This window comes from Streptomyces sp. NPDC043726 (genome assembly GCF_056436565.1).
In genome coordinates this window covers 210,537-234,282 of sequence record NZ_JBWKCI010000008.1, presented here as the reverse complement: position 1 = coordinate 234,282, position 23,746 = coordinate 210,537, and the positions used below count along the sequence as shown (strand labels likewise).

Here is a 23,746-nt window from a genome sequence, read left to right as displayed (position 1 = left end):
GCCATGCAAGACCTGGTCTGGAACCGGGCGTCGGACACCGCGCTCGCCACGCTGGTCAGCGCCGACGCCCGCCACCTCCTCGGCGACCTCGGCACCGGGCCCGACTCCGGGTCGGTGGACGAGATCCTGCCGCTGGTGCGCGCGGTGTACGAGAAGCTGGCCGGGCACGGCGTGAGCTGGTCGCCCAAGCCGTACCGGATCTCGGACGCCGAACACGGCGTGCGCTCCGCGGAGGCGATCCTGCACGGCGAGCGCCGGGCGTCCTGCCTCGACATCTCCCTGCTCTTCGCGGGCTGTTGCCTGGGCTACGGCCTGGTGCCGGTGCTGATCGTCCTGGACGGACACGCGCTGGTGGCGGTCTCGCTGCGGTACCGGATCAGCCTGACCTCCCTGGAGGAGCGGACCGGCCGCAATCTCCGGGGCCACTGGCGGGACCACCAGAAGGCCGCCCTCCTCTCGGAGCTGGGGGGCGCGGACGCCGGTCGCTACCTCGTCGTCGAGTGCACCGGTGCCGTCCGGATGACCGAACGGGAGGCTCTCGGGCGGCCGGAGACGCGGGAGCGCCGGGACGGACTGCTGTCCTTCGAGGCCGCGCTGCTGGCCGGACGGGCCCAACTGGACGTGCCCGACCGGCCGTTCCAGTTCGCCCTCGACCTCTTCGTGCTGCGCGACTACTGGCGCTGGGGCGACCGGCCGTTTCTCGGTGTCTACCCGGGCGAGTCACCGGTGCTCACCGAGGCGGTCCGCGCGCTGGCCGGTTCCGGCGAGTCCGGCCTCGCGTCCGGACAACTGGACTCCCTCGCCCACCAGCACGCCACCACGATCCCCGGCTACCAGGCGTACGGCTACGCCGAGTGGCGCGTGCACCGGGCCGCGCGCTTCGACCCCGCCCTGCCCCGGATGACCGTCACCTCGGAGAGCGAGTGCGGCGCCCGGCTCGGCGCGGCGCCGGCGCGGACCTTCCACAGCCTGATCGACGTACTCGACGACGATCCCGCCGACGCCTTCGTCCTGCTCGGCCCGCCCGGCAGCGGAAAGACGACCCTGTTGCGCCACGCGCTCGCCGAGTACGGGCTGCGCGCCCTGCGCCGGCACGACAGCGCGGTGGCCGTTCTCGGCCCGCTCAAGAGCCACAGGTCCGCCGAGCCCCCGCTCGACTGGCTCGACGCTGAACTGCACCGAGGCCACCCCGGACTGCCCCCGCTCACCGAACTGCTCGCCCAGGGAAAGGTCCTGGTCCTCCTCGACGGGCTGAACGAACTGGCGGGCACGGCGGCCGTCCCCCGCGACGAGTCGCTGCTGCGCTGGCGGGACGCGGTCGAGGAGATCGTCTGCGGCGGCCCGGGCAACCGGGTCGTCGCCTCCTGCCGCACCCTCGACTACGACCTGGGCCTGGGCGGCGAGGACCACCGCACCGACCACCTGATCCTGCATCCGCCCGCCCCCGAGGACGTCGTCAGGGCCCTCGGGGAGGCGGTGCCCGGACTCGGCCTCACCGAGCCGTGGCTGCGCCAGGCGGTCGGCCTGGTCGGGACGCCGTACACCTTGGGCCTGCTGGCCGAACTCCTGCGCGACGGCGAGGGGATGGTGTCCGACCGGACCCAGCTGTTCAGCGGCATGCTGCGGGCCGCGGTGCGCCGCGAGTACCGGCGCAAGAACCGGGAGCGGCTCCTCGGCAGCCTGGTCACGGACGTGGAGCGCCGCCGTCTGGCCCGGCCCGGGCCGTACGAACTGCCCGGCCGCCTGTTTCCCGCCTACGAGGATCTCGCCCTCGCCATGCAGCGGAACACGGCCGGCGCCCCCGCCGTCGAGGTGGACCGGGCCCAGGCCCACCGGCTGCTCGGTCCGGGGGCGCGCCAGCTCGTCCGGCTCGGCTTCGACCTGGGCGTCCTCGACGAGGACCTGGACACCGGCCACCTCGCCTTCACCCACCCCGCGCTCCAGGACTACTTCGCCGCCCGCGCGCTCGTCCGGCACGGAGACGTGCCCGGCGTGCTGGGCGGCAGCAGGGCCGCGGACCCGGGCGCCGCGGCCGAGGCCGCGCCCTGGGAACCGCTCGGCCCGCTCCCGGCCGACCCGTGGAGCGAGCCGGTCGTCCTGGCGACGGTCATGAGCGAGGGACAGGACGAGCTCGTCGCCCGGATCATGGACGCGGACCTGCTCACGGCGGCCCGCTGCGTCCTCGAACCCGGCGTGCGGGCGGGCGAGCCCCTCAAGGACGAACTCCGCCGACGGCTGCTCGCCACGATGACCTCCGACGCCGAGCTGCGCCTGCGCCTCACGGCGGGCGGCCTCCTCGGGCGGATCGGTGACCCCCGGCTGCGGCGGCGCCAGGGTCCGCTGGGCCCGTACATCGAGCCGGCGATGGTGCCGGTGCCGGGCGGGCCGTACGAGATCGGCTGGCCCGGCGAGGCGGAGTCCAGCCCGGTCGCGACCGTCGAGGTGGCGCCCTTCGCGCTGGGCCGCCACGCCGTGACCAACGCCGAGTACGCCTGCTTCCTCGACTCCGGGGGCTACGACGACCCACGCTGGTGGCCGGCGCGGGCGGCCCGCCGCTGGCTGCGCGGCCGTGACACCCGGCACGGGCACCGCGCCCACCTGGAGATCCTGGGCCGCATGCTGACCGAGGAGGATCTCCTCGACCGGCAGCGACTCGGCATGCTCTCGCCGGCCGAGCGGGACGAACTCCTCGAGTACTGCCGCGCCGACTCCGGCGGACGGGCCCGGCTCGCCGCCCTGCGCTACCCCGACGTGATCCTGCGCGCCCCCGAGCACTGGGACGACCCGCGCCTGAACGGCGCCAACCAGCCCGTCGTCGGCCTCTCCTTCTACGAGGCCACCGCCTACACGCTGTGGCTGGCCGCGCAGACCGGCGTCGCCTACCGGCTGCCCACCGAGGCCGAGTGGGAGGCCGCCGCGCGCGGCCCCGAGGGCCGGGAACGCCCCTGTCCCGATCACACCCTGCCCGGCCACGCCAACACCCTCGACCTGCGCCTTCGCCGCACCTCCCCGGTCGGCATGTTCCCCCGGAGCGCGGCCCCCTCCGGCGCGCTCGACATGTGCGGCAACACCAACGACAGGACGAGCAGCCTCTACGGCCCCCTCTTCAGCGACCCGCCCTGGAGCGGCTACGCCTACCCCTACGACGCGCACGACGGCCGGGAGGACCCGGACACACCGGTCGCACTCTGGCGCGTGGTGCGGGGCAGCAACTGGCGCCACGCGGACCTCGTCGCGGGCTACCGGGTCGCCGGAAACCCGTCCAGCCGGGGCTCGGAGACGGGCATGCGCCTCGCGGGACCTCCGGAGGCAGCGCTATGAACGGGTGCGGGTGCGGGTGCGGGTGCGGGTGGGGGTGCGGGTGCGGGTGCGGCGAGGCGGTGCATTGAGCGGGCTCCGGTGCGGCGAGGCCTGCGGTAAGCGGGTTCCGGTGGGGCGGGGCGTGCGAGAGCGGGTCTGGTGGGGCGGGGCGTGCGAGAGCGGGTCTGGTGGGGCGGGGCGTGCGAGAGCGGGTTTCGGTGGGCCGGGCGATGCGATGAGCGGGTTCCGGTGGGCCGAGGCGGTGCGATGAGTGGGTCCCCGTGCGGCGAGGCGGTGCGATGAGCGAGTTCGACTCCCTGGCCTGGTTCTACGACCGCCACTGGGGCCCCGAGTACGCCGGGGCCGTGATCCGGCCCCTGCGGGGGTTCCTGCTGGAGCACCTGCCCCGTGACCGCCCGGTCCTCGACGCCTGCTGCGGCACCGGGCACGTCACCGCGCTGCTCGCCGCGTGGGGCCGGCGCACCGCCGGTTTCGACCTGTCCCCGGCCATGCTGGCGCACGCCCGCCGCAACGCCCCCTCGGCCCGGCTCTGGATCGCCGACGTGCGGCGTTGCGGGGCGCGGACCGGGACCTTCGGTGCCGTGGTGTCGACGTACAACAGCCTCGACCACCTGCCCCGCGCCGGCGGCCACCTGGACCGGGCGCTCGCCGGGCTGGCCCGTGCCCTGGAACCCGGTGGGGTGCTCTTCTTCGACCTCAACACCGTCGAGTCCGCCGCCCGGACCTGGCGCGGCTCCTTCCTGGACCGCCGGGCCGACGCCGTCTGCCGTACGGACTCCGACTTCGACCTCGCCACCGGCACCGGCCGGGCCCGCCTGCGGATCACCCGGGCCGGGCGGTGCGAGGAGGCGACCGTCACCCTCACCGTGCATCCCGTCGCCGAGGTGATCGCGGCGCTGGAGCGATCGGGCCTGCGTTGCCGCCGTGTTCACACGGGCGCCGAGCTGGGTTTGCCCGCCGTGCAGGGGCGGATCTTCGTCTTGGCCGAACGGGTCTGAGCCCCCTGGGCCCCGAATGCACAAGTGATTGCATAAACGTGCATGGAAACGTATAGTCATGCCATCGAGGAGGAGGTTTCCATGGCGGTACGTGCGGCGGTGGCCGGAGCGAGCGGATACGCGGGCGGGGAACTGCTGCGTCTGCTCCTGGCACACCCGCAGGTCGAGATTGGTGCCCTGACCGGCAACTCCAACGCGGGTCAGCGGCTCGGCGCGCTGCAGCCGCATCTGCTGCCGCTGGCCGACCGCGTCCTGGAGCCCACGACCCCCGAGGTGCTCGCCGGTCACGACGTGGTCTTCCTGGCGCTGCCCCACGGCCAGTCCGCCGCCGTCGCCGAACAGCTCGGCCCGGACGTCCTCGTCGTCGACATGGGCGCCGACTTCCGGCTGACGGACCCGGCCGACTGGGAGAAGTTCTACGGCTCCCCGCACGCCGGCACCTGGCCGTACGGCCTGCCCGAACTGCCGGGTGCCCGCGCCGCGCTGGAGGGGGCCAAGCGCGTCGCGGTGCCCGGTTGCTACCCGACCGCCGTCTCGCTCGCCCTCTTCCCGGCCTACACGGCCGGACTCGCCGAGCCCGAAGCCGTGATCGTCGCCGCCTCCGGCACCTCCGGCGCGGGCAAGGCGCCCAAGCCGCATCTGCTGGGCAGCGAGGTCATGGGCTCCATGACGCCGTACGGCGTCGGCGGCGGCCACCGGCACACGCCCGAGATGAGCCAGAACCTCAGCGCGGCGGCGGGGGAGCGGGTGAGCGTCTCCTTCACGCCGACCCTCGCTCCGATGCCCCGCGGCATCCTCGCCACGTGCAGCGCCAAGGCCCGTGAAGGCGTCACCGCCGAGTCCGTCCGCGCCGCCTACGCCAAGGCCCTCGCCGACGAACCCTTCGTCCATCTGCTCCCCGAGGGCCAGTGGCCGGCGACGGCGTCCGTCTACGGTTCCAACGCCGTTCAGGTGCAGGTCGCGTACGACGAGGCGGCCGGCCGCATCATCGCGATCAGCGCCATCGACAACCTGACCAAGGGCACCGCGGGCGGTGCCCTCCAGAGCATGAACATCGCCCTCGGGCTCGACGAGAGCACCGGGCTGACCACGATCGGAGTTGCGCCGTGAGCGTGACGGCAGCCAAGGGATTCACGGCGGCGGGCATCGCCGCCGGGATCAAGGAGAACGGCAACCCTGACCTGGCCCTGGTGGTCAGCGCCGGGCCGCGCCGCGCCGCCGCGGGCGTCTTCACCTCCAACCGCGTGAAGGCCGCCCCGGTGCTCTGGTCCGAGCAGGTCCTCAAGAGCGGCGAGCTGACCGCGGTCGTCCTCAACTCCGGTGGCGCCAACGCCTGTACCGGGCCGAAGGGCTTCCAGGACACGCACGCCACCGCCGAGAAAGTGGCCGAGGCGCTGAACATCGGCGCGGGCGAGGTCGCCGTCTGCTCGACCGGCCTCATCGGCGTCCTGCTCCCCATGGACAAGCTGCTGCCCGGCGTCGAGTCGGCCGCCGCCCAGCTATCCGAGCACGGCGGCGAGAAGGCCGCCATCGCCATCAAGACCACCGACACCGTGCACAAGACCTCCGTCGTCACCAAGGACGGCTGGACCGTCGGCGGCATGGCCAAGGGCGCGGGGATGCTCGCGCCGGGCCTCGCCACGATGCTCGTCGTCCTCACCACCGACGCGGACCTGCCGAGCGACGTCCTGGACCAGGCCCTGCGGGCCGCCACGCGGACGACCTTCGACCGCGTCGACTCCGACGGCTGCATGTCCACCAACGACACGGTGCTCCTGCTGGCCTCCGGAGCCTCCGAAGTCACCCCGGACCAGGCCGAGTTCGCCGAGGCCGTACGGGCCGTCTGCGACGACCTCGGGCAGCAGCTGATCCGGGACGCCGAGGGCGCCAGCAAGGACATCAAGGTCGAGGTGATCAACGCGGCCTCCGAGGACGACGCCGTGGAGGTGGGGCGCTCCATCGCCCGCAACAACCTCCTCAAGTGCGCCATCCACGGCGAGGACCCCAACTGGGGCCGGGTGCTCTCCGCCATCGGCACCACCAAGGCGGCCTTCGAGCCCGACCAGCTGAACGTCGCCATCAACGGCGTCTGGGTCTGCAAGAACGGCGGGGTCGGAGAGGACCGCGACAAGGTCGATATGCGCTACCGCGAGGTGCACATCGTCGCCGACCTCGCCGCCGGGTCCGAGACCGCCACGATCTGGACCAACGACCTCACCGCCGACTACGTCCACGAGAACAGCGCCTACTCCTCATGACGAACACGACGCGCAAGCACACCGCGCTGCCCAAGGCCCAGATCCTCATCGAGGCGCTGCCCTGGCTGGTCCGGCACAACGGCAAGACCGTCGTCATCAAGTTCGGCGGCAACGCCATGATCGACGAGGATCTGAAGGCCGCCTTCGCCCAGGACGTCGTCTTCCTGCACCACGCCGGGCTCAAGCCGGTCGTCGTGCACGGCGGCGGCCCGCAGATCAGCGCCGCCCTCGACAAGCACGGCATCGTCAGCGAGTTCAAGGCGGGCCTGCGGGTCACCACCGAGGACGCCATGGACGTCGTACGGATGGTGCTCGCCGGGCAGGTGCAGCGGGAGCTGGTCAACCTGCTCAACGAGCACGGACCGCTGGCCGTCGGCCTCACCGGCGAGGACGCGCACACCATCAGCGCAACCAAGCACCAGCCCGAGATCGACGGCGAGTTGGTCGACATCGGGCGGGTGGGCGAGATCACCGCGATCGACACGGGCGCGATCGAGGCCCTGCTGGCCGACGGCCGCATCCCGGTCGTCTCGTCGATCGCCCGCAGTGAGGACGACGGACATGTCTACAACGTCAATGCTGATACGGCGGCTGCGGCACTCGCTGCCGCGCTGGGCGCCGAGACTCTCATGGTCCTCACCGACGTCGAGGGCCTCTACGAGGACTGGCCGCACTCCGACGAGGTGATCAGCCGCCTCACCGCCGCCCAACTGGAGAAGCTGCTGCCGGAGTTGTCCTCCGGGATGGTGCCGAAGATGGAGGGCTGCCTGCACGCCGTCCGCAACGGCGTGCACACCGCCCGCGTCATCGACGGCCGGGTCCAGCACTCGATCCTGCTGGAGATCTTCACGGACTCGGGCATCGGCACGATGGTCGTGCCCGACGGATTCGATCAGGGGGAGTCATGAGCAACCAGGAGCTGACCGCCCGCTGGCAGGGCGCGCTCATGAACAACTACGGCACGCCCAAGCTGGCCCTCGTCAAGGGCGAGGGTGCCAAGGTCTGGGACGCCGACGGCACGCGGTACCTCGACTTCGTCGGCGGGATCGCGGTCAACGCGCTCGGCCACGCCCACCCGGCGGTCGTCGAGGCCGTGAGCCGGCAGATCGCCTCGCTCGGCCATGTCTCCAACCTCTTCGTCGCCGAACCCCCGGTCGCCCTCGCCGAACGGCTCCTGCAGCACTTCGGCCGCGACGGCAAGGTCTACTTCTGCAACTCCGGGGCCGAGGCCAACGAGGGCGCCTTCAAGATCGGCCGGCTGACCGGGCGGGGGCACGTCGTCGCCACCCATGGCGGGTTCCACGGCCGCACCATGGGCGCCCTGGCGCTGACCGGCCAGCCCGCCAAGCAGACGCCGTTCCTGCCCCTGCCGGGCGAGGTCACGCATGTGCCCTACGGCGACGCACAGGCGCTCGCGGCGGCGGTCACCGAGGACACGGCGTTGGTCGTGATCGAGCCCATCCAGGGCGAGAACGGCGTGGTCGTGCCGCCGGCCGGCTATCTCAAGGCGGCCCGGGCGATCACCGCGGCGACCGGATCGCTGCTCGTGCTCGACGAGGTGCAGACCGGGATCGGGCGTACCGGGCACTGGTTCGAGTACCAGGCCCACGAGGGTGTGCTGCCCGATGTGGTCACCCTGGCCAAGGGGCTCGGCGGCGGGCTGCCGCTCGGCGCCACGGTCGCCTTCGGACGGGCGGCGGAGCTGCTGCAGCCGGGGCACCACGGGACGACCTTCGGCGGCAACCCCGTCGCGTGCGCGGCCGGACTCGCGGTGCTGGACACCATCGCGAACGAGGGATTGCTGGAGAACGTCAAGCGGCAGAGCGAGAAGTTGCGGGACGGAATCGAGTCACTCGGCCATCCGCTGGTCTCCCATGTCCGGGGTGCGGGGCTCCTGCTGGGTATCGTGCTCACCGAGCCGCTCGCACCTCGGGTGCAGCAGGCGGCTCAGGACGCCGGCTTCCTGATGAACGCGCCCGCCCCCGATGTCGTACGGCTGATGCCGCCGCTGAATCTCGGCGACGACGAGGTGGACGCCTTCCTCCGGGCGCTGCCCGGTGTTGTGAACCAGTCCCAAGGGGAGGACGGATGACCCGGAGAATGAGACGACGATGAGTCAGGCGCAGGACCACGAGCACGCGGGAGGCCCCGGGCCTGCCGTGCCGCAGACCAGGACCGCCCGCCACCGCCGGATCGTGGACATCCTCAACCGGCAACCGGTGCGGTCGCAGAGCCAGCTGGCGAAACTGCTGGCGGACGACGGGCTGACGGTGACGCAGGCGACGCTGTCCCGGGACCTGGACGAGCTGAACGCGGTGAAGATCCGCAACACCGACGGTGACTTGATCTACGCGGTGCCGAGCGAGGGCGGTTTCCGCACCCCGCGCGCGCCGCTGGGGGAGTCGGCGAAGGAAGAGCGGATGCGGCGCCTGTCGCAGGAGCTGCTGATCTCCGCGGAGGCCTCGGCGAACCTGGTGGTCCTGCGGACCCCTCCGGGGGCGGCGCAGTTCCTGGCGTCGGCGATCGACCAGGCGGAACTGCACGACATCCTGGGCACGATCGCGGGCGACGACACGTTGCTGCTGATCAGCAGGGAGCCGACGGGGGGTCAGGCGCTGGCGGAACATCTGCTGAGGCTGGCGCAGAACGGCCACTGAGGTTTTGGGCGGCGGCGGCCACTGAGGGGGCGCCTGGGGCTGTCTGCCGTCTGCCGTCTGCGGGCGCGTGGGGGCTGGTCGCGCAGTTCCCCGCGCCCCTGGGTGGGAACAGCCGGCGCCCGCCTACATGGCTCGCGCCGCTGCGGGACCGTGCGTCTCGCGCAGCGGCACCCCGTCGGCGCGGGAGCGAAACCCACCCCCCCCGGCTCAGCCCAGGCGGGCCGCCAAGCCGCCCGTGCAGCGCACCTCGTCGCCCGCCGTGATCAGCAGGGCCTCCACCCCCGGCAGCGCCTCCAGCCAGCGCAAGCCGTCTCGCGAACCCATCGCGAACGCCGCCGTCGCCCAGCAGTCCGCCCACGTCACCGTGGGGGCCACCACCGTCACCGCCACCAGGTCCGTGACCGCCGACTTGCCGGTCCGGGGGTCGACGATGTGGGAGCCGCGCTCCGCCGTCCCGGACGTCGCCACCGCCAGTTCCGACGCGCCCGCCGCCGAGATCACCGCCGCCAGGCCACCGGGGCGCAGAGGGTCCGACACCCCGACCCGCCAAGGCCGTTCAGGGCCCGGCACTCCCAACAGCTGCACATCTCCGCCGCCGTTGACGCTCACCCCCGTCGCCCCCGCCGACGCCAGACAGCGCGCCGCCCGCTCGACCGCCCACCCCTTCACGATCCCGGTCGGATCGAGCCGCCCCCCGTACGACGTACTGAACCAGCCGTCGCTGACCCGGGCCGCCTCCTCGCCCAGCGCCAGCACCGCGGACACCTCGGCGGAACACTCCTCGACCGTCAGCTCCCCCCGCCCCAGCCGCGAGATCTCGCTGTCGTCCCGGTACGTGCTGAACACCTCGTCCGCCCGGTGCAACCCGTCCACCGCCTCGGCCAGCGCCGCCCGCACCGCCTCCGGATCCCCGCCGCGGACGTCGAAGGAGAAGACGGTCCCCATGACCTCCTCCACGTGACGCACCGCGACGGGAGCCTGCGCCGGCCCGGCCACCGACTCAGCCACCGGCCTGGTCCAGGGCGGACTGCAGCGACTGCTTGTAGCCGGTGCTCGTGTACGTCGCCCCGGACACCGCGTCGATGTCCGCGCTCCCCGCCGCCACCGCCGCCGCGTTCAGCTTCGGCACCGCGTTGCCGTTGATCTGCGTGCTCTGACCACCGCTCGGCGCCTGCACGGCCTCCGCCGCCGTGATCTTCCCGCCCTGGACGGTGATCCGCACCTGCACGGGCCCGTACTGCGTGTCCACGGCCTCACCGGTGACCGTACGCGGGGCGGCCTCGGCCGAATCGCCGGAACCGGCCCCCGCCTCGGCCCCCGCCCCGCCCTCCGGCTTCTCCATCTTGTCCAGGGCGGACTGCAGCGACTGCTTGTAGCCGCTGCTCGTGTACGTGGCCCCCGACACCGCGTCGATCTCCGCGCTCCCCGTGGCGAGCGCCGCCTGGTTCAGGCGGGGCACCGCCATCTCGGTGACCTGCGTACTGCGACCGCCGCTCGGCGCCTGCACGGCCTCCACCTTGGTGATCTTCCCGGCGCTGACGGTCAGCCGTACCTGCACCGGCCCGTACTGCGTCTGCACCGCGTCCCCGGTGACCGCCCCGGTCTCCCCGGAGTTGCCGCCCTGCGCCGACTCCTGCGCCGCCGCGGTCTGTTGCGGCGCGGCGCCGGCCGCCTGCGCGGACCCGGGGTCCGACGCCGGCTTCAGCGACAGCAGCAGCACGATCCCGGACACGGTGGCGGCGCCCGCCAGCACGACACGCCGGATGGGGTGAGTCTTCCTCATCGCTCCTACAGCTCCTGAAGTCCCGTCGCTCACATCTCGAACGACTCGTGATGGATGCGGCGGGCGGGCACTCCCGCGCCGCGCAGTGCTTCGTACACGGACTGCGCGAAACCGGGCGGCCCGCACAGGAAGACGTCGTGCTTGTCGATGTCCGGCAGCTTCTGCTGAAGCCGCTCCGCCGAGATGTCCGGCCGTTCCCCGTCGGGGCTGTTGACCGCGTACATCAGCCGCGCGCCCCGCTCGTCGGCGATGGCGGCCAGCTCGTCCCACAGCGCCAGGTCCTGGGTGCTGTTGGCCCGGTACAGCAGGGTGATGTCACCGGAGGCGCCCGGCAGCGTCTCGAACAGCGCCCGCATCGGGGTGATCCCGACCCCGCCCGCCACCAGCAGCACCTTGCCCCGGCTGCGGCGCTGCGCGGTGAGCGCGCCGTACGGGCCCTCCGCCCAGACCTTGGTCCCGGGCTCCAGCTCGCGCAGCCGTTCGCTGTGGTCGCCGATCGCCTTGACGGTGATCCGCAGCATGTCGGGGCGGGGCGCCGCCGACAGCGAGTAGGGGTGGGAGCTGAACCGCATGCCCGGTGCCAGGAACCGCCACCGGAAGAACTGCCCGGCCTCCGCGCCCATCCGGTGCAGCTTGCGCCCGCCGATCAGCACCGAGACCACGCCCGGCGTCTCCTCGATGACCGCCTCGACGTACATCCGGTGCTTGAGGTTCAGCCGGATCGGGGTGAGGATCCGGTACCAGACCACCAGCGCGGTGACCACGCCGTACAGGCCGTACCAGAAGGTCTTCGCGGAGGGCTCGACCGCGAACTCGTTGCCGGTGGTGATCTGGTGCCAGAACGTCAGGTACACCGCCGCGTACGTCAACAGGTGCACGTGGTACCAGGTGTCGTACGGGATCCGGCGGCGCACGCCCCCGATCGACAGGAACGCGATCAGGAACAGCAGCCCGGTGCCGATGGCCGCCTTGCCCATGTCCGGCAGGGTGTTGATGGAGTCGATCGTCTGCTGGACGATGTCGCCGAGCGTCTTGCCCGCCTGCAGCGCGTACGCCCACATGATCAGGAAGACGTGCGCGATGACCAGGCAGATCGTGTACCGGCCGCTCATCGCGTGCCAGCGCGCCACCCGGTCGGAGCCCACCCGCCGCTCCAGCGCGGGCACCCGGGCCATCTGGAGCACGACGAGCGCCATCAGATAGCCGGCGAGCAGACCGGTGATCCGGCCGGCGGCGAGGATCCTGGCGGTGTTGTCCGCGAGCGACGGCGTGTTGTCCCACCACAGCCACAGCACCGCCGCCGCGCCGGCCCACAGGGCGATCACCAGCGGGACGGCCGGGGAGCGGCGCGGACGGATGCGGCGCATCGTCTGGCGGCGGGCGGCACGGCCGCCGGCGAGCGTGGTGGTCACGGTTCCTCCGGGAACGGACAAGGGGGAGTGGCGTGGTCCCTCGGCCCAGAGGTACGTGCGGGGCGGCCGGAGTGTTCAGTACCGCGTGACGGCTGTTGCGCCGCCCGTCGTGCCGATGGCGATGTGCGGCTTTCGGGCGGGATCGGCCCACCGCAGGATCCGCCGCATGTCCGACGCGGGCACCGATACACAACCGGCCGTCGCGCCGCGCCCGTTCACGTGCAGGAAGATCCCGGCACCCCGGCCGCGCACCGGCTCGGCGTAGTTGAAGCCGATGACGAGCGCGTGGGCGTACTGGGTGCCGTAGGAGATCAGATGCTCGGACTCGGCGGCCCGGCAGTCCGCCGCGCGCGGCTCGGTCCAGCGGTTGTAGGAGCGCGAGTCGTTGTCCTGACACCACCACGAGTCCTGGCGCACCGGACGGTACTTGTACGTGGTCCCGCGCGGCGCCGCCGCGATGCCGAAGGCGTACGGCAGACCGTAGAGCCCGGTCGGCGTGGTGCTGGTGCCCTGGCGGCGGGCGGAGCCCTCGACGAGGCCGTTCGCCCCGAAGCGGGCGGCGGCGGAACCGGCCTTCACCCAGCGGCCGTCGCGCAGGTCCCACCAGGTGACCGTGCCGGTGGTTGCGCCGGTCCGCGCGGCGACCGCGGTGAGCAACTGGGTGCCGCCGCCGGTGTCCGCCATCCGCGCGGGCAGCGGCGGCTCACCGGCGGGTGCGGCACCGAGCACGAGGAGGGAGGCGGAGACGAGGGCGACGACACCGGGGCGCATGGCTCAGACCGTAGACGGCGGCAGCGGCAACGGCAGCCCGGGTAGGCCATCCAGGCTGGTCGCGATGTGCTCCTTCTTGGCGAAATAGGCGTTGAGCGACTCGTCGTCCTCGCGCGCGAACCGCTTCTGGTGCAGATCGCGGTCCTCGTCGTACGACATGAAGGGCACCGCGTACCCGCAGGTGTCCCGGACGAGGTCGGCCGTCACGACGATGATCGCGCGCAGCCCGTGCGGGGCGGGGTCGATGTCGGGGAAGTGCGTGAGCAGTTCCGGGAAGCGCGGGTCGTCCCGGAAGACCGGCTCACCGCGGCCGTGCACCCGGACGATGTTCGGGGGACCCTGGAAGGCGGTCCACATCAGGGTGATCCGGCCGTTCTCCCGCAGATGCGCGATGGTCTCGGCGTTGGATCCGGCGAAGTCCAGGTAGGCCACGGTCAGTTCGTCGAGGACCGCGAAGGAGCCCTTGAGGCCCTTGGGGGAGAGATTGATCGTGCCGTCACCGGACAGGGGCGCCGTCGCGGTGAAGAAGAGGGGCTGTGCCTCGATGAAGGTGCGGAGGCGGCCGTCTATGCGCTCATACGTCTTTCCCATGGTTCATGATTATGCGGGAAGTTAGTTTGGCTGTCTAATGAATTCGCGGAGTGCTCCGCTCACCGCCATGGCCGCCCCGGCCGGCGTGCAACGGGGCGGCCATGGCTGCCTGTCACGTCACTCGTCGAGCGTGCAGGCGGCCAGGGCGCCAAGGCCCTGGGGCTTCTCCGCGGTGCGGCCGATGGAGATCGCGATGCGGTCGATGGCGGCGGTGCGCTTGCCCGCGAGCGGGCCGAGGATGGCGTTCTGCACGAAGTTCGGGCCGCCCTGGCCGACCGTGTCGACCAGCCGCTTGTTCGCCTCGTCGATCTGGGTCTGGAGGAGGGCGAGGTTGCGGTCGACCTCGGCCTGGGCGGTGGCGGGGATCGCGGGGAGCCGGGAGGCGACGTCGGGGCAGCTGATGGTGCCGACCCCGGTGTTGCCCTGCTCTTCCTCGGGGGCCTCGGGGCTGGGCGAGGCCCCCGCCCCGGTGTCCTCCCCGGCGCCCGCTTCCCCGTCGGCCCCAGTGTCGGCCGCCCCGTCGGCGTTCAGCGCGCAGGTCGCCAGCGCCTCCAGCCCCTGCGGCCGTTCCGCCGTACGCCCGATGGCGGTGGCGATCCGGTTCACCGTCGCGATCCGCTTGTCCTCCAGCGGGCCGAGGATGGCGTTCTGCACGAAGTTCGGCCCGCCCTGCCCCACGGTCTGGACCAGGCGCTTGTTCGCCTCGTCGACCTGGGTCTGGAGGAGGGCGAGATTGCGGTCGACCTCGGCCCGCGCCGTCGCCGGGATCGCGGGGAGCCGCGAGGCGACATCGGGGCAGCTGATCGTGCCGGGGCCGGCCAGTGTGCGGGCGTCGGTGCTCCTGGGCGTCTCCCCGGCGAGCGCGGAGTTGACGACCACCGCCCCGGACAGCGCCAGCGCGGCGGCGCCGCCGATCAGCGCGACACGACGCTTGTTGTACTTCGGAAGAGCCCTGGACATGCGGAAGCCTCACTCGGGTCTGGGTGTTCGCGGTGTGCTTGCTGTGGACGAACGCGGCGCCTGCGTCTGGTGAGAGATACGGGAAAGCGGTTTCCCGCGTTCAAGGCGGACCCAGATTGACGATCCATGCAGAGTTCTGCATACTCATGCATGTCAGCGCAGCGCAGGAGAGGAGCAGGCCGTGACCGAGCGCGTCGTACTCGCCTACTCGGGCGGTCTGGACACCTCCGTCGCCATCGGCTGGATCGCGGAGGAGACCGGCGCCGAGGTGATCGCCGTCGCCGTGGACGTCGGCCAGGGCGGCGAGGACCTGGACGTCATCCGCAAGCGCGCCCTGGCCTGCGGTGCCGTGGCGGCCGAGGTCGTGGACGCCAAGGACGAGTTCGCCGAGGAGTACTGCCTCCCGGCGATCAAGGCCAACGCCCTCTACATGGACCGCTACCCGCTGGTCTCCGCGCTGTCCCGGCCGGCCATCGTCAAGCACCTCGTCGCCGCCGCGCGCAAGCACGGCGCCACCACGGTGGCCCACGGCTGCACCGGCAAGGGCAACGACCAGGTCCGCTTCGAGGCCGGCATCGCGGCCCTCGCCCCCGACCTCACGTGCATCGCCCCGGTCCGCGACTACGCGATGACCCGGGACAAGGCGATCGCGTTCTGCGAGGCCAAGAACCTCCCGATCGCCACCAGCAAGAAGTCCCCCTACTCCATCGACCAGAACGTCTTCGGACGCGCGGTCGAGACGGGCTTCCTGGAGGACATCTGGAACGCGCCGATCGAGGACATCTACGAGTACACCCGGAACCCGGCGCTCCCGCGCGAGCCCGACGAGGTGGTCATCACGTTCGAGGCGGGCGTCCCGGTCGCGATCGACGGCCTTCCCGTCACGGTCCTCCAGGCGATCCAGCGGCTCAACGAGCGCGCCGGCGCCCACGGTGTCGGCCGGATCGACATGGTCGAGGACCGTCTCGTCGGCATCAAGTCCCGCGAGGTGTACGAGGCCCCGGGCGCCATCGCGCTCATCACGGCCCACCAGGAGCTGGAGAACGTCACCGTCGAGCGCGAACTCGCCCGCCACAAGCGGCAGACCGAGCAGCGCTGGGGCGAACTCGTCTACGACGGCCAGTGGTTCTCCCCGCTCAAGCGCGCCCTGGACGCCTTCCTCGACGAGGCGAGCCGGCCCGTCACCGGCGACATCCGGATGACCCTGCACGGCGGCCGCGCGGTCGTGACCGGCAGGCGCTCGCAGTCCTCGCTGTACGACTTCGGCCTCGCCACCTACGACACCGGCGACACCTTCGACCAGGCCGCCGCGAAGGGCTTCATCGACATCTACAGTCTGTCGTCGAAGATCGCGGCCCGGCGCGACCTCGCGTAACCGGGGCCACCCAGACAACCGCCTCCCCGTTCACGCCACGGGGAGGCGGTGCCCATCCAGATCCTCTGAGGAGCACACCAAGTGAGCAGCAACAGCGGAGACGTCCGGCTCTGGGGCGCACGTTTCGCCGACGGACCCGCCGAGGCGCTGGCCAGGCTGTCCGCGTCGGTCCACTTCGACTGGCGGCTCGCGCCGTACGACATCGCCGGCTCCCGCGCCCACGCGCGCGTGCTGCACAAGGCGGGCCTGCTCACGGACGACGAGCTGTCGCGGATGACCGCCGGGCTCGACCAGCTGGCCGCGGACGTCGCCGCCGGGACCTTCACCGGCACGATCGCCGACGAGGACGTGCACACCGCCCTGGAGCGGGGGCTGCTGGAGCGCCTCGGCCCGGACCTCGGCGGCAAGCTGCGCGCGGGACGCTCCAGGAACGACCAGGTGGCGACCCTCTTCCGGATGTACCTGCGGGACCAGGCCCGCAACATCGCCGGTCTCATCGCCGACCTCCAGGACGCCCTGATCGGCCTGGCCGAGGCGCACCCGGACGTCGCGATGCCCGGCCGCACCCACCTCCAGCACGCCCAGCCGGTGCTGTTCGCGCACCACGTCCTGGCGCACGTCCAGTCCCTGTCGCGGGACGCGGAACGGCTGCGCCAGTGGGACGCGCGCACCGCGGTGTCGCCGTACGGCTCGGGCGCGCTGGCCGGTTCCTCCCTCGGCCTGGATCCGGAGGCGGTGGCGAAGGACCTCGGCTTCGAGCACGGCAGCTCCGCCAACTCCATCGACGGGACCGCCTCCCGTGACTTCGTCGCGGAGTTCGCCTTCATCACCGCGATGATCGGCGTGAACCTCTCCCGGATCGCCGAGGAGATCATCATCTGGAACACGAAGGAGTTCTCCTTCGTGACCCTGCACGACGCGTTCTCGACCGGCTCGTCGATCATGCCGCAGAAGAAGAACCCGGACATCGCCGAGCTGGCCCGGGGCAAGTCGGGCCGGCTGATCGGCAATCTGACGGGCCTGATGGCGACCCTCAAGGCGCTCCCGCTCGCCTACAACCGGGACCTCCAGGAGGACAAGGAGCCGGTGTTCGACTCCTGCGACCAGCTGGACGTCCTGCTCCCCGCCTTCACCGGCATGATCGCCACCCTCACCGTCCACCGCGAGCGCATGGAGGAACTGGCCCCGGCCGGCTTTTCCCTCGCCACCGACGTCGCCGAGTGGCTGGTCAAGCAGGGCGTCCCGTTCCGGGTGGCCCACGAGGTGGCCGGCGCCTGCGTGAAGGCGGCGGAGGCGGAGGGCAAGGAGCTGGACGACCTGACGGACGAGCAGTTCGCCAAGATCTCCGAGCATCTGACGCCCGAGGTGCGCACGGTCCTGAACGTCCCCGGGGCGCTCGCGTCGCGGAACGGCCGCGGCGGCACGGCCCCCAGCGCGGTCGCCGTCCAGCTGGCCGAGGTCAAGGCGGACGTGGCGGCCCAGCACGAGTGGGCGAACGCCAAGAAGTGACGTGCGGGCATCGCGAGTTACGTTGGTGGCAAGTCTGCCGACCGAACGGAGCCCGCGATGCCCTTCGCCCGCCTCGCGACCGCCACCACGCCCACCTGCCACATCGGACTGGGCCTCGCCGCCGTCGGGCGCCCCGGCTACATCAACCTGGGCCGGGACCAGGACCTGGGGGAGAACCGCAGCGTCGAGGCCCTGCGCACCCGGACGCACGAACTCCTGGACGCCGCCTACGCCCAGGGCGTCCGCTACTTCGACGTAGCCCGCTCCTACGGCCGCTCCGAGGAGTTCCTCGCCGACTGGCTGAACGCCCGCCCCGACATCGAGGACATCGTCGTCGGCAGCAAGTGGGGCTACACCTACACGGCCGGCTGGTCGGCGGAGGCCGAGACGCACGAGGTCAAGGACCACAGCCGGGAGACGTACGAGCGCCAGCGCGCCGAGACCGCGGAACTGCTCGGCGACCGGCTCGACCTCTACCAGATCCACTCGGTGACCCCGGACAGCCCCGCCCTCACCGACAAGGACCTCCACACGAGGCTCGCCGAGGCCGCGGCCGGCGGCCTCACCGTCGGCTTCTCCACCAGCGGCCCCGCCCAGGCCGAGGCGATCCGCGCCGCCCTCGCGGTCACCGTCGACGGCGAGCCCCTCTTCCGTACCGTCCAGTCGACGTACAACGCCCTGGAGACCTCAGCCGCCCCCGCCCTCGCCGAGGCCCATGACGCGGGGCTGACGGTGATCGTCAAGGAGGGCATGGCCAACGGCCGGCTCGCCGGGCCCCACGCCCCGGACGTCCTGAAGGCCGTGGCCGCCGAGACCTCCCTGGGCGCCGACGCGGTGGCCCTCGCCCTGGTGCTGCGCCAGCCCTGGGCCGGTGTCGTCCTCTCCGGCGCCGCCACCGCCGTCCAGCTCGCCTCCAACCTGCACGCGGCCGTCGTGGACCTGGACGAGGACCAGCTGACCCGCCTCGCGACCCTGGTGGAGGAGCCGGCGGTGTACTGGGAGCGGCGCGGCCGGTTGCCCTGGCACTGAGAGAGCTGAAGCCGTCGTACATGAGACGTGCGTGCCCACTGTGAGACAAAGATGTCTCACATGGGCTATCCTTGTCTCATGGCTGTCGATCGTGACCACGTGCTGCGCAGCGCAGCCGCCCTGCTCACCCGGAAATCCACGTCCACCATGGACGAGGTCGCCAAGGCGGCCGGGATCAGCAGGGCCACGCTGCACCGCCACTTCGCCGGGCGCGACGCGCTCGTGCGGGCGCTGGAGGCGCTCGGCATCGCGGAGTGCGAGGCCGCGCTGGACGCGGCCCGCCTGGACGAGGGCAGCGCGGGCGAGGCGGTACGCCGGCTGGTCCGCGAGATCGAGCCCGCGGCCGCGCTGCTCGCGTTCCTCTACACCGAGAACCAGCTGTTCGAAGGCGAGGAGCAGAACCAGGGCTGGGCCCGGCTCGACGCCCGGATCGCCGCGCTGTTCCGGCGCGGCCAGCGGTCCGGCGAGTTCCGCATCGACCTCACCCCGGTCTGGCTCACCGAGGCGCTGTACGGCCTGATGGCCTCCGGCGCCTGGGCGGTCCAGGAGGGCAGGGTCGCGGCCAACGACTTCACCCACATGATCACCGAGCTGTTGCTCGGTGGCGCGACTCGGAGAGAGGAATCATGACCAGCACCCTGCAGCCGGCGAACACCACCGAGGCGGTGAAGCGCCCGGGCCGCTGGCTCGCGCTGTCCGTCCTGGTGCTCGCCGTGCTGCTGGTGGCCGTCGACGCGACCGTGCTCGGTCTCGCGACCCCCTACATCAGCGAGGACCTCAACCCCTCCGGCACCCAGTTGCTGTGGATCGGTGACGTCTACTCCTTCGTCATCGCCGGTCTGCTGGTCTCCATGGGCAGCCTCGGCGACCGCATAGGCCGCAAGAAGATCCTCCTCGTGGGCGCGACGGCGTTCGGCGCGATATCCGTGCTGAACGCGTACGCGACCACCCCCGAGATGATGATCCTGGCCCGCGCGCTGCTCGGTGTCGCCGGTGCCACCCTGATGCCGGCCACGCTCGCCCTGATCCGCAACCTCTTCCACGACCCCCGCGAGCGCAGCCTCGCCGTCGGCATCTGGGGCGCGACCGCCTCCGCCGGTACGGCCGTCGGCCCGATCGTGGGCGGCTTCCTGCTTGAGCACTTCTGGTGGGGCTCGGTCTTCCTCATCAACCTGCCCGTGATGGCGGTCCTGGTCGTGGTCGGCATCAAGATGCTGCCGGAGTCCAAGAACCCGAACCCGGGCCCGTGGGACATGCTGAGCGTCACGCTCTCCCTGATCGGCATGGTCGGCGTCGTCTACGCCGTCAAGGAGATCGCCGCACATGGCCTGACCTGGGAATCCCTCGCCGTAGGCCTGCTGGGCGCCGCCGCGCTGTACGGCTTCGTCCGCCGCCAGCTGACGCTTCCGGCCCCGCTGCTGGACATGCGTCTGTTCCGCAACCGCGGTTTCAGCGGCGCGGTCCTGGCCGACCTGCTGACCATCCTCGGCCTGTCCGGCCTGGTGTTCTTCCTCTCCCAGTACCTGCAACTCGTCCAGGGCCGCGGTCCCTTCGAGGCGGGCCTGGCCGAACTCCCCGCCGCGGTGGGCGCGGTGGCGGCCGGTCTGGTCGCGGGCCGGGCGGCGCGCCGCTTCTCGGTGCGCGCGGTGGTCTCCGGCGGTCTGGCCGCGGTGGGCGTGTCGCTGGCCGCCCTGACGGTCCTGGACCAGTCGACGGGCTACCCGCTCCTCGGCGCCGCCCTGCTGGTGGTCGGCATCGGCGCCGGCTTCTCCTTCACGGTCACGGCGGACGTCATCCTGTCCTCCGTACCGAAGGAGCAGGCGGGCGCGGCCTCGGCCGTGTCGGAAACGGCGTACGAGTTGGGCGCGGCCCTGGGTATCGCGGTCCTGGGCTCGATCGTGACCGGCGTCTACCGAGACTTCACCGGCCCGGCGGGCACCCCGGAGGGCGCCCACGAATCCCTGGGCGGAGCGGTCGAGGCAGCGGCAGGCATGCCGACGGCGACGGCCGAGAGCATGCTGGACGCGGCACGCCAGTCCTTCGTGGACGGCCTGGCCTTGGCGGCGGGAGCAGGAGCGGCAGTCCTGCTCGCGGCGGCGGTCGCGGCATGGTTCATGCTGCGAAACCAACGGCTGGAAAGCGGACAGTAAGGGGCGCGGGGCTGTGTCAATTTGCGGCTCCGCCGCGTGGGCGCGATCGGCCACGACGGACCCGCTGCCGCGAACGACCGCAGTCCCCCTCCGCTACGCGGCCTTCGCCTTCGTGGCGTACATGTCCACGTACTCCTGCCCCGACAGCCGCATGACCTCAGCCATCACGGAGTCGGTCACGGCCCGCAGGACATACCGGTCCCGGTCCATCCCCTCGTACCGGGAGAACTCCATCGCCTCACCGAAGCGAACCGTCACGCGGCCGGGCCGCGGAATCCCCGCCCCGCCCGGCTGCAACTTGTCCGTGCCGATCATCGCGAACGGCACGACCGGCGCGCCGGTCATGAGCGTCAGCCGGGCGATACCCGTACGCCCCCGGTACAGCCGCCCGTCGGGCGACCTCGTGCCCTCGGGATAGATCCCGAAGACCCTGCCCTCCTCCAGGATCCGCCGCCCGGTCATCAGCGCGGCCACTCCGCCGCTCGCGCCGTCCCGGTCCACCGGGATCATGCCGACGCCGGTGAAGAACCAGGCCATCAGCCGGCCCTTGAAGCCCTTGCCGGTGACGTACTCGTCCTTGCCGATGAAGAAGACCTGGCGGTCGCAGACCAGCGGCAGCACGATCGAGTCGATGAACGTGAGGTGGTTGCCCGCGAGGATGACGGGGCCGTCGCCCGGGATGTGCTCCGCGCCCTCCACCCGTGGGCGGAACATCAGGCGCATGATCGGTCCGAGCACTGCCTTGATGAGCGCGAAGCGGGACAACGTGCCCTCCGGTGTCAAGGTGTTCCTATAAGTCTGTGCAGGTGAGGACGATACTCGCGGTCCCCGGGGTCGCGCACATCGGGTTCACCGAGGTCTTACGTACTGTTGACGCAGGTTTACCTGCGGTGCTGTGCCGTCGCCCGCCGGAAACCCGCGCGGAACGGTGTGACGGACGTCGCGCCGAACCGCTCCGGGGCGTCCGCCCTCCGGGTACCCCACGGGCACCCGTCCGATGCCGACGGGCCGTCAGAACTCTGCCCCCACAAGACATCAGGTATCACCCGCGTGTTCGATCCGGGGTCTCCCTCCGGTCATGCGCGGCGCCCTACGATCGGCCCGCACGAATGGCCGAGGGCGGGAGGGTGCTCATGGGAACGCAGGAGTCGGACGAGCAGGCGCTTGGAACCGGGCGCCGGGCGCTGCTGGGCGCCGCCGTGCTGGGCGCGGGCGGCGCGGTCCTCGGACTGTCCGGGACGGCCCGGGCCGCGGGCGGCGGATACGGGGGCGGCGGTGTGCGCAGCCTGCCCAAGCCGACGATCATCGGCCACCGCGGGGCCAGCGGCTACCGCCCCGAGCACACCCTCGGCGCCTACCAGCTCGCCCTGGACATGGGTGCCCATGTCGTCGAGGCCGGTGACCTGGTGCCCACCAAGGACGGCCATCTGGTCTGCCGGCACGAGCCGGAGATCGGTGGCACCACGGACGTCGCGGACCACCCCGAGTTCGCCGGCCGCAGGACCACCAAGACGCTGGACGGCGTCGCCACCACCGGCTGGTTCACCGAGGACTTCACGCTCGCCGAGCTCAAGACGCTCCGCGCGATCGAGCGCATCCCGGCGAACCGACCGCACAACACCCTCTACAACGGCCGCTGGGAGATCCCCACCTTCGAAGAGGTGCTCCAGTGGCAGGAGGAGCAGACCCGCAAGCGCGGCAAGCAGGTCTGGATCTACCCCGAGCTCAAGCACCCCACCTACTTCCGCAAGCTGGGCCTCGGCCTGGAGGAGCGGATCGCCAAGGTGCTGCGCAAGTACGGCAAGCACAAGTGGAACTCGCCGGTCATCGTCCAGTCGTTCGAGCCGACCAGCATCCAGCGCCTGAACAAGCTCATCGACAACCCGCTGGTGGTGCTGCTGTCCGGCGCGAGCACGCGGCCGTACGACTTCGTGGACAGCGGTGACCCGCGGACCGTCGCCGATCTGATCAAGCCGGCCGGGCTGCGCGAGATCGCCTCCTACGCCCAGGGCATCGGCCCCACCCTCGACCTGATCATCCCGAGGGACGCGAGCGGCAACCTCACCCAGCCGACCACGCTGGTCGCCGACGCCCACAAGGTGGGCCTGGTCCTGCACCCCTGGACGCTGCGCAACGAGAACCCCTTCCTGCCCGCGAACTTCCGCAAGGGCACGGACGCGGACGCCTACGGCGACGTCTTCGGCGCGTACAAGGCGTACTTCGCCACCGGCATCGACGGCGTCTTCACCGACCAGCCGGACACCGGTCTGCTGGCCCGCGAGGACTTCGTCAACGGCTGAGCCGAAACGCCCCGGTTGGGGTGACAAACGGCCGCCCGGGCAACCCGCTGCCCGGGCGGCCGCGTCGTGCCGCATATGACGCATGAATTTGATCTCGAGGTGCTCGCGCTGCGCCCGCTGCTCACCGCCGAGGTCTCCGCCGAGGCGCACGCCTCCGGAACCGAGCCCGGCGATCTGGAGCAGGCCGTCTGGCTGCGCCTCCTGGAGCTCCTCGACGCCCAGGGCCCGCCGCCCGACCCCCAGCGCTGGCTCCGCTCGGCCGTCCGCTCCGAGGTCCGCCGCAGCCGCCGTACCCACCGCCTCGAACGACCGTACGACGTCGAGCCCGTGGACGAGTCCGAGCGCGGCCCCGAGCACCTCGCCCTGCGGGCCGCCCGTCATCGCGCCCTGCGCGACGCGATCCGCCGGCTGCCCGGCCGGTGCCCCCGGCTCGTCGAGGCGTTGCTGTCCCCGAAAGACCTGACATACCGGGAGATCGCGGGGGAGTTGGGTATCTCACAGGGCAGTCTTGGCCCGGAACGTTCCAGATGCCTGGGTTGTCTTCGGCGATTGCTTGCGCCGGAGGTTGCGGCTCACACGGCGCGGGGATAGGAGTGAGGGACGACAGGTGATCAGGTGAGCGGGAGGCGTGC

At 72.0% G+C, this 23,746-nt stretch carries 21 protein-coding genes; 14 read left to right on the top strand and 7 right to left on the bottom strand.

The window, feature by feature from the left end; translation table 11 throughout:
* Positions 1 to 3 precede the first annotated feature (3 nt).
* The 7 genes from AC068Z_RS24255 (at position 4) to AC068Z_RS24225 (ending at position 9,234) form a co-directional block, all read left to right on the top strand.
* On the top strand, positions 4 to 3,321 hold the full coding sequence (locus AC068Z_RS24255) for an SUMF1/EgtB/PvdO family nonheme iron enzyme (RefSeq protein WP_478559207.1): 3,318 nt from the start codon (positions 4 to 6) through the stop codon (positions 3,319 to 3,321).
* Between the two features lie 278 nt (positions 3,322 to 3,599).
* Entirely contained in the window at positions 3,600 to 4,319 is a 720-nt protein-coding gene (locus tag AC068Z_RS24250) for a class I SAM-dependent DNA methyltransferase (protein ID WP_478559204.1), read from the top strand.
* 81 nt (positions 4,320 to 4,400) lie between these two features.
* Positions 4,401 to 5,429, top strand: a complete 1,029-nt coding sequence (gene argC / locus AC068Z_RS24245; protein ID WP_478559201.1) for an N-acetyl-gamma-glutamyl-phosphate reductase — start codon at positions 4,401 to 4,403, stop codon at positions 5,427 to 5,429.
* On the top strand, positions 5,426 to 6,577 hold the full coding sequence (gene argJ, locus AC068Z_RS24240) for a bifunctional glutamate N-acetyltransferase/amino-acid acetyltransferase ArgJ (RefSeq protein ID WP_478559198.1): 1,152 nt from the start codon (positions 5,426 to 5,428) through the stop codon (positions 6,575 to 6,577). The genes argC and argJ overlap by 4 nt, the downstream gene beginning before the upstream one ends.
* Positions 6,574 to 7,485: an acetylglutamate kinase gene (gene argB / locus AC068Z_RS24235; RefSeq protein ID WP_478559195.1), complete on the top strand. Its 912-nt coding sequence runs from the start codon at positions 6,574 to 6,576 to the stop codon at positions 7,483 to 7,485. The genes argJ and argB overlap by 4 nt, the downstream gene beginning before the upstream one ends.
* The gene (locus tag AC068Z_RS24230) at positions 7,482 to 8,669 is read left to right on the top strand and encodes an acetylornithine transaminase (protein ID WP_478559192.1); all 1,188 of its coding nucleotides are present in this window, start codon (positions 7,482 to 7,484) and stop codon (positions 8,667 to 8,669) included. Before argB ends, AC068Z_RS24230 begins: the two co-directional genes overlap by 4 nt.
* Before the next feature lie 19 nt (positions 8,670 to 8,688).
* Positions 8,689 to 9,234, top strand: a complete 546-nt coding sequence (locus AC068Z_RS24225) for an arginine repressor (protein WP_478559189.1) — start codon at positions 8,689 to 8,691, stop codon at positions 9,232 to 9,234.
* A gap of 207 nt (positions 9,235 to 9,441) precedes the next feature.
* Here the strand turns inward: AC068Z_RS24225 and AC068Z_RS24220 are convergent, their stop codons facing one another.
* The 6 genes from AC068Z_RS24220 to AC068Z_RS24195 all read right to left on the bottom strand — a co-directional run bounded on the left by AC068Z_RS24220 (position 9,442) and on the right by AC068Z_RS24195 (position 14,751).
* A complete protein-coding gene (locus AC068Z_RS24220; protein WP_478559186.1) occupies positions 9,442 to 10,179 on the bottom strand; it encodes an FAD:protein FMN transferase in 738 nt (245 codons plus the stop codon).
* A gap of 55 nt (positions 10,180 to 10,234) precedes the next feature.
* Positions 10,235 to 11,017, bottom strand: coding sequence for an FMN-binding protein (locus AC068Z_RS24215; RefSeq protein ID WP_478559183.1), 783 nt, complete (start codon positions 11,015 to 11,017; stop codon positions 10,235 to 10,237).
* A 29-nt stretch (positions 11,018 to 11,046) separates the two neighbouring features.
* Positions 11,047 to 12,429, bottom strand: coding sequence for a ferredoxin reductase family protein (locus AC068Z_RS24210; protein ID WP_478559180.1), 1,383 nt, complete (start codon positions 12,427 to 12,429; stop codon positions 11,047 to 11,049).
* A 75-nt stretch (positions 12,430 to 12,504) separates the two neighbouring features.
* Positions 12,505 to 13,200, bottom strand: a complete 696-nt coding sequence (locus AC068Z_RS24205; RefSeq protein WP_478559177.1) for a L,D-transpeptidase family protein — start codon at positions 13,198 to 13,200, stop codon at positions 12,505 to 12,507.
* Positions 13,201 to 13,203: 3 nt separating this feature from the next.
* A complete protein-coding gene (locus AC068Z_RS24200; RefSeq protein ID WP_478559174.1) occupies positions 13,204 to 13,791 on the bottom strand; it encodes a pyridoxamine 5'-phosphate oxidase family protein in 588 nt (195 codons plus the stop codon).
* Positions 13,792 to 13,908: 117 nt separating this feature from the next.
* Positions 13,909 to 14,751: a hypothetical protein gene (locus AC068Z_RS24195; RefSeq protein ID WP_478559171.1), complete on the bottom strand. Its 843-nt coding sequence runs from the start codon at positions 14,749 to 14,751 to the stop codon at positions 13,909 to 13,911.
* A 181-nt stretch (positions 14,752 to 14,932) separates the two neighbouring features.
* Between AC068Z_RS24195 and AC068Z_RS24190 the strand changes: the two genes are divergently transcribed.
* From AC068Z_RS24190 to AC068Z_RS24170, 5 genes are all read left to right on the top strand, one after another.
* The gene (locus AC068Z_RS24190) at positions 14,933 to 16,126 is read left to right on the top strand and encodes an argininosuccinate synthase (protein WP_478559168.1); all 1,194 of its coding nucleotides are present in this window, start codon (positions 14,933 to 14,935) and stop codon (positions 16,124 to 16,126) included.
* 81 nt (positions 16,127 to 16,207) lie between these two features.
* The gene (argH, locus tag AC068Z_RS24185) at positions 16,208 to 17,635 is read left to right on the top strand and encodes an argininosuccinate lyase (protein WP_478559165.1); all 1,428 of its coding nucleotides are present in this window, start codon (positions 16,208 to 16,210) and stop codon (positions 17,633 to 17,635) included.
* 57 nt (positions 17,636 to 17,692) lie between these two features.
* Positions 17,693 to 18,664, top strand: coding sequence for an aldo/keto reductase (locus tag AC068Z_RS24180; RefSeq protein WP_478559162.1), 972 nt, complete (start codon positions 17,693 to 17,695; stop codon positions 18,662 to 18,664).
* A 78-nt stretch (positions 18,665 to 18,742) separates the two neighbouring features.
* Complete coding sequence (locus AC068Z_RS24175; RefSeq protein WP_478559159.1) at positions 18,743 to 19,294, top strand: TetR/AcrR family transcriptional regulator; 552 nt, start codon at positions 18,743 to 18,745, stop codon at positions 19,292 to 19,294.
* The gene (locus AC068Z_RS24170) at positions 19,291 to 20,814 is read left to right on the top strand and encodes an MFS transporter (protein WP_478559156.1); all 1,524 of its coding nucleotides are present in this window, start codon (positions 19,291 to 19,293) and stop codon (positions 20,812 to 20,814) included. Before AC068Z_RS24175 ends, AC068Z_RS24170 begins: the two co-directional genes overlap by 4 nt.
* Positions 20,815 to 20,907: 93 nt before the next feature.
* On the opposite strand, the gene AC068Z_RS24165 is transcribed toward AC068Z_RS24170, so the two are convergent.
* On the bottom strand, positions 20,908 to 21,579 hold the full coding sequence (locus AC068Z_RS24165; RefSeq protein WP_478559153.1) for a lysophospholipid acyltransferase family protein: 672 nt from the start codon (positions 21,577 to 21,579) through the stop codon (positions 20,908 to 20,910).
* A 368-nt stretch (positions 21,580 to 21,947) separates the two neighbouring features.
* On the opposite strand from AC068Z_RS24165, the gene AC068Z_RS24160 reads away from it, so the two are divergent.
* Both AC068Z_RS24160 and AC068Z_RS24155 read left to right on the top strand, forming a co-directional pair.
* Positions 21,948 to 23,114 (top strand): glycerophosphodiester phosphodiesterase, encoded by a 1,167-nt coding sequence (locus tag AC068Z_RS24160; RefSeq protein ID WP_478559150.1) that lies wholly within the window; start codon positions 21,948 to 21,950, stop codon positions 23,112 to 23,114.
* A 75-nt stretch (positions 23,115 to 23,189) separates the two neighbouring features.
* Positions 23,190 to 23,705: a sigma-70 family RNA polymerase sigma factor gene (locus tag AC068Z_RS24155; RefSeq protein WP_478559147.1), complete on the top strand. Its 516-nt coding sequence runs from the start codon at positions 23,190 to 23,192 to the stop codon at positions 23,703 to 23,705.
* Positions 23,706 to 23,746 lie beyond the last annotated feature (41 nt).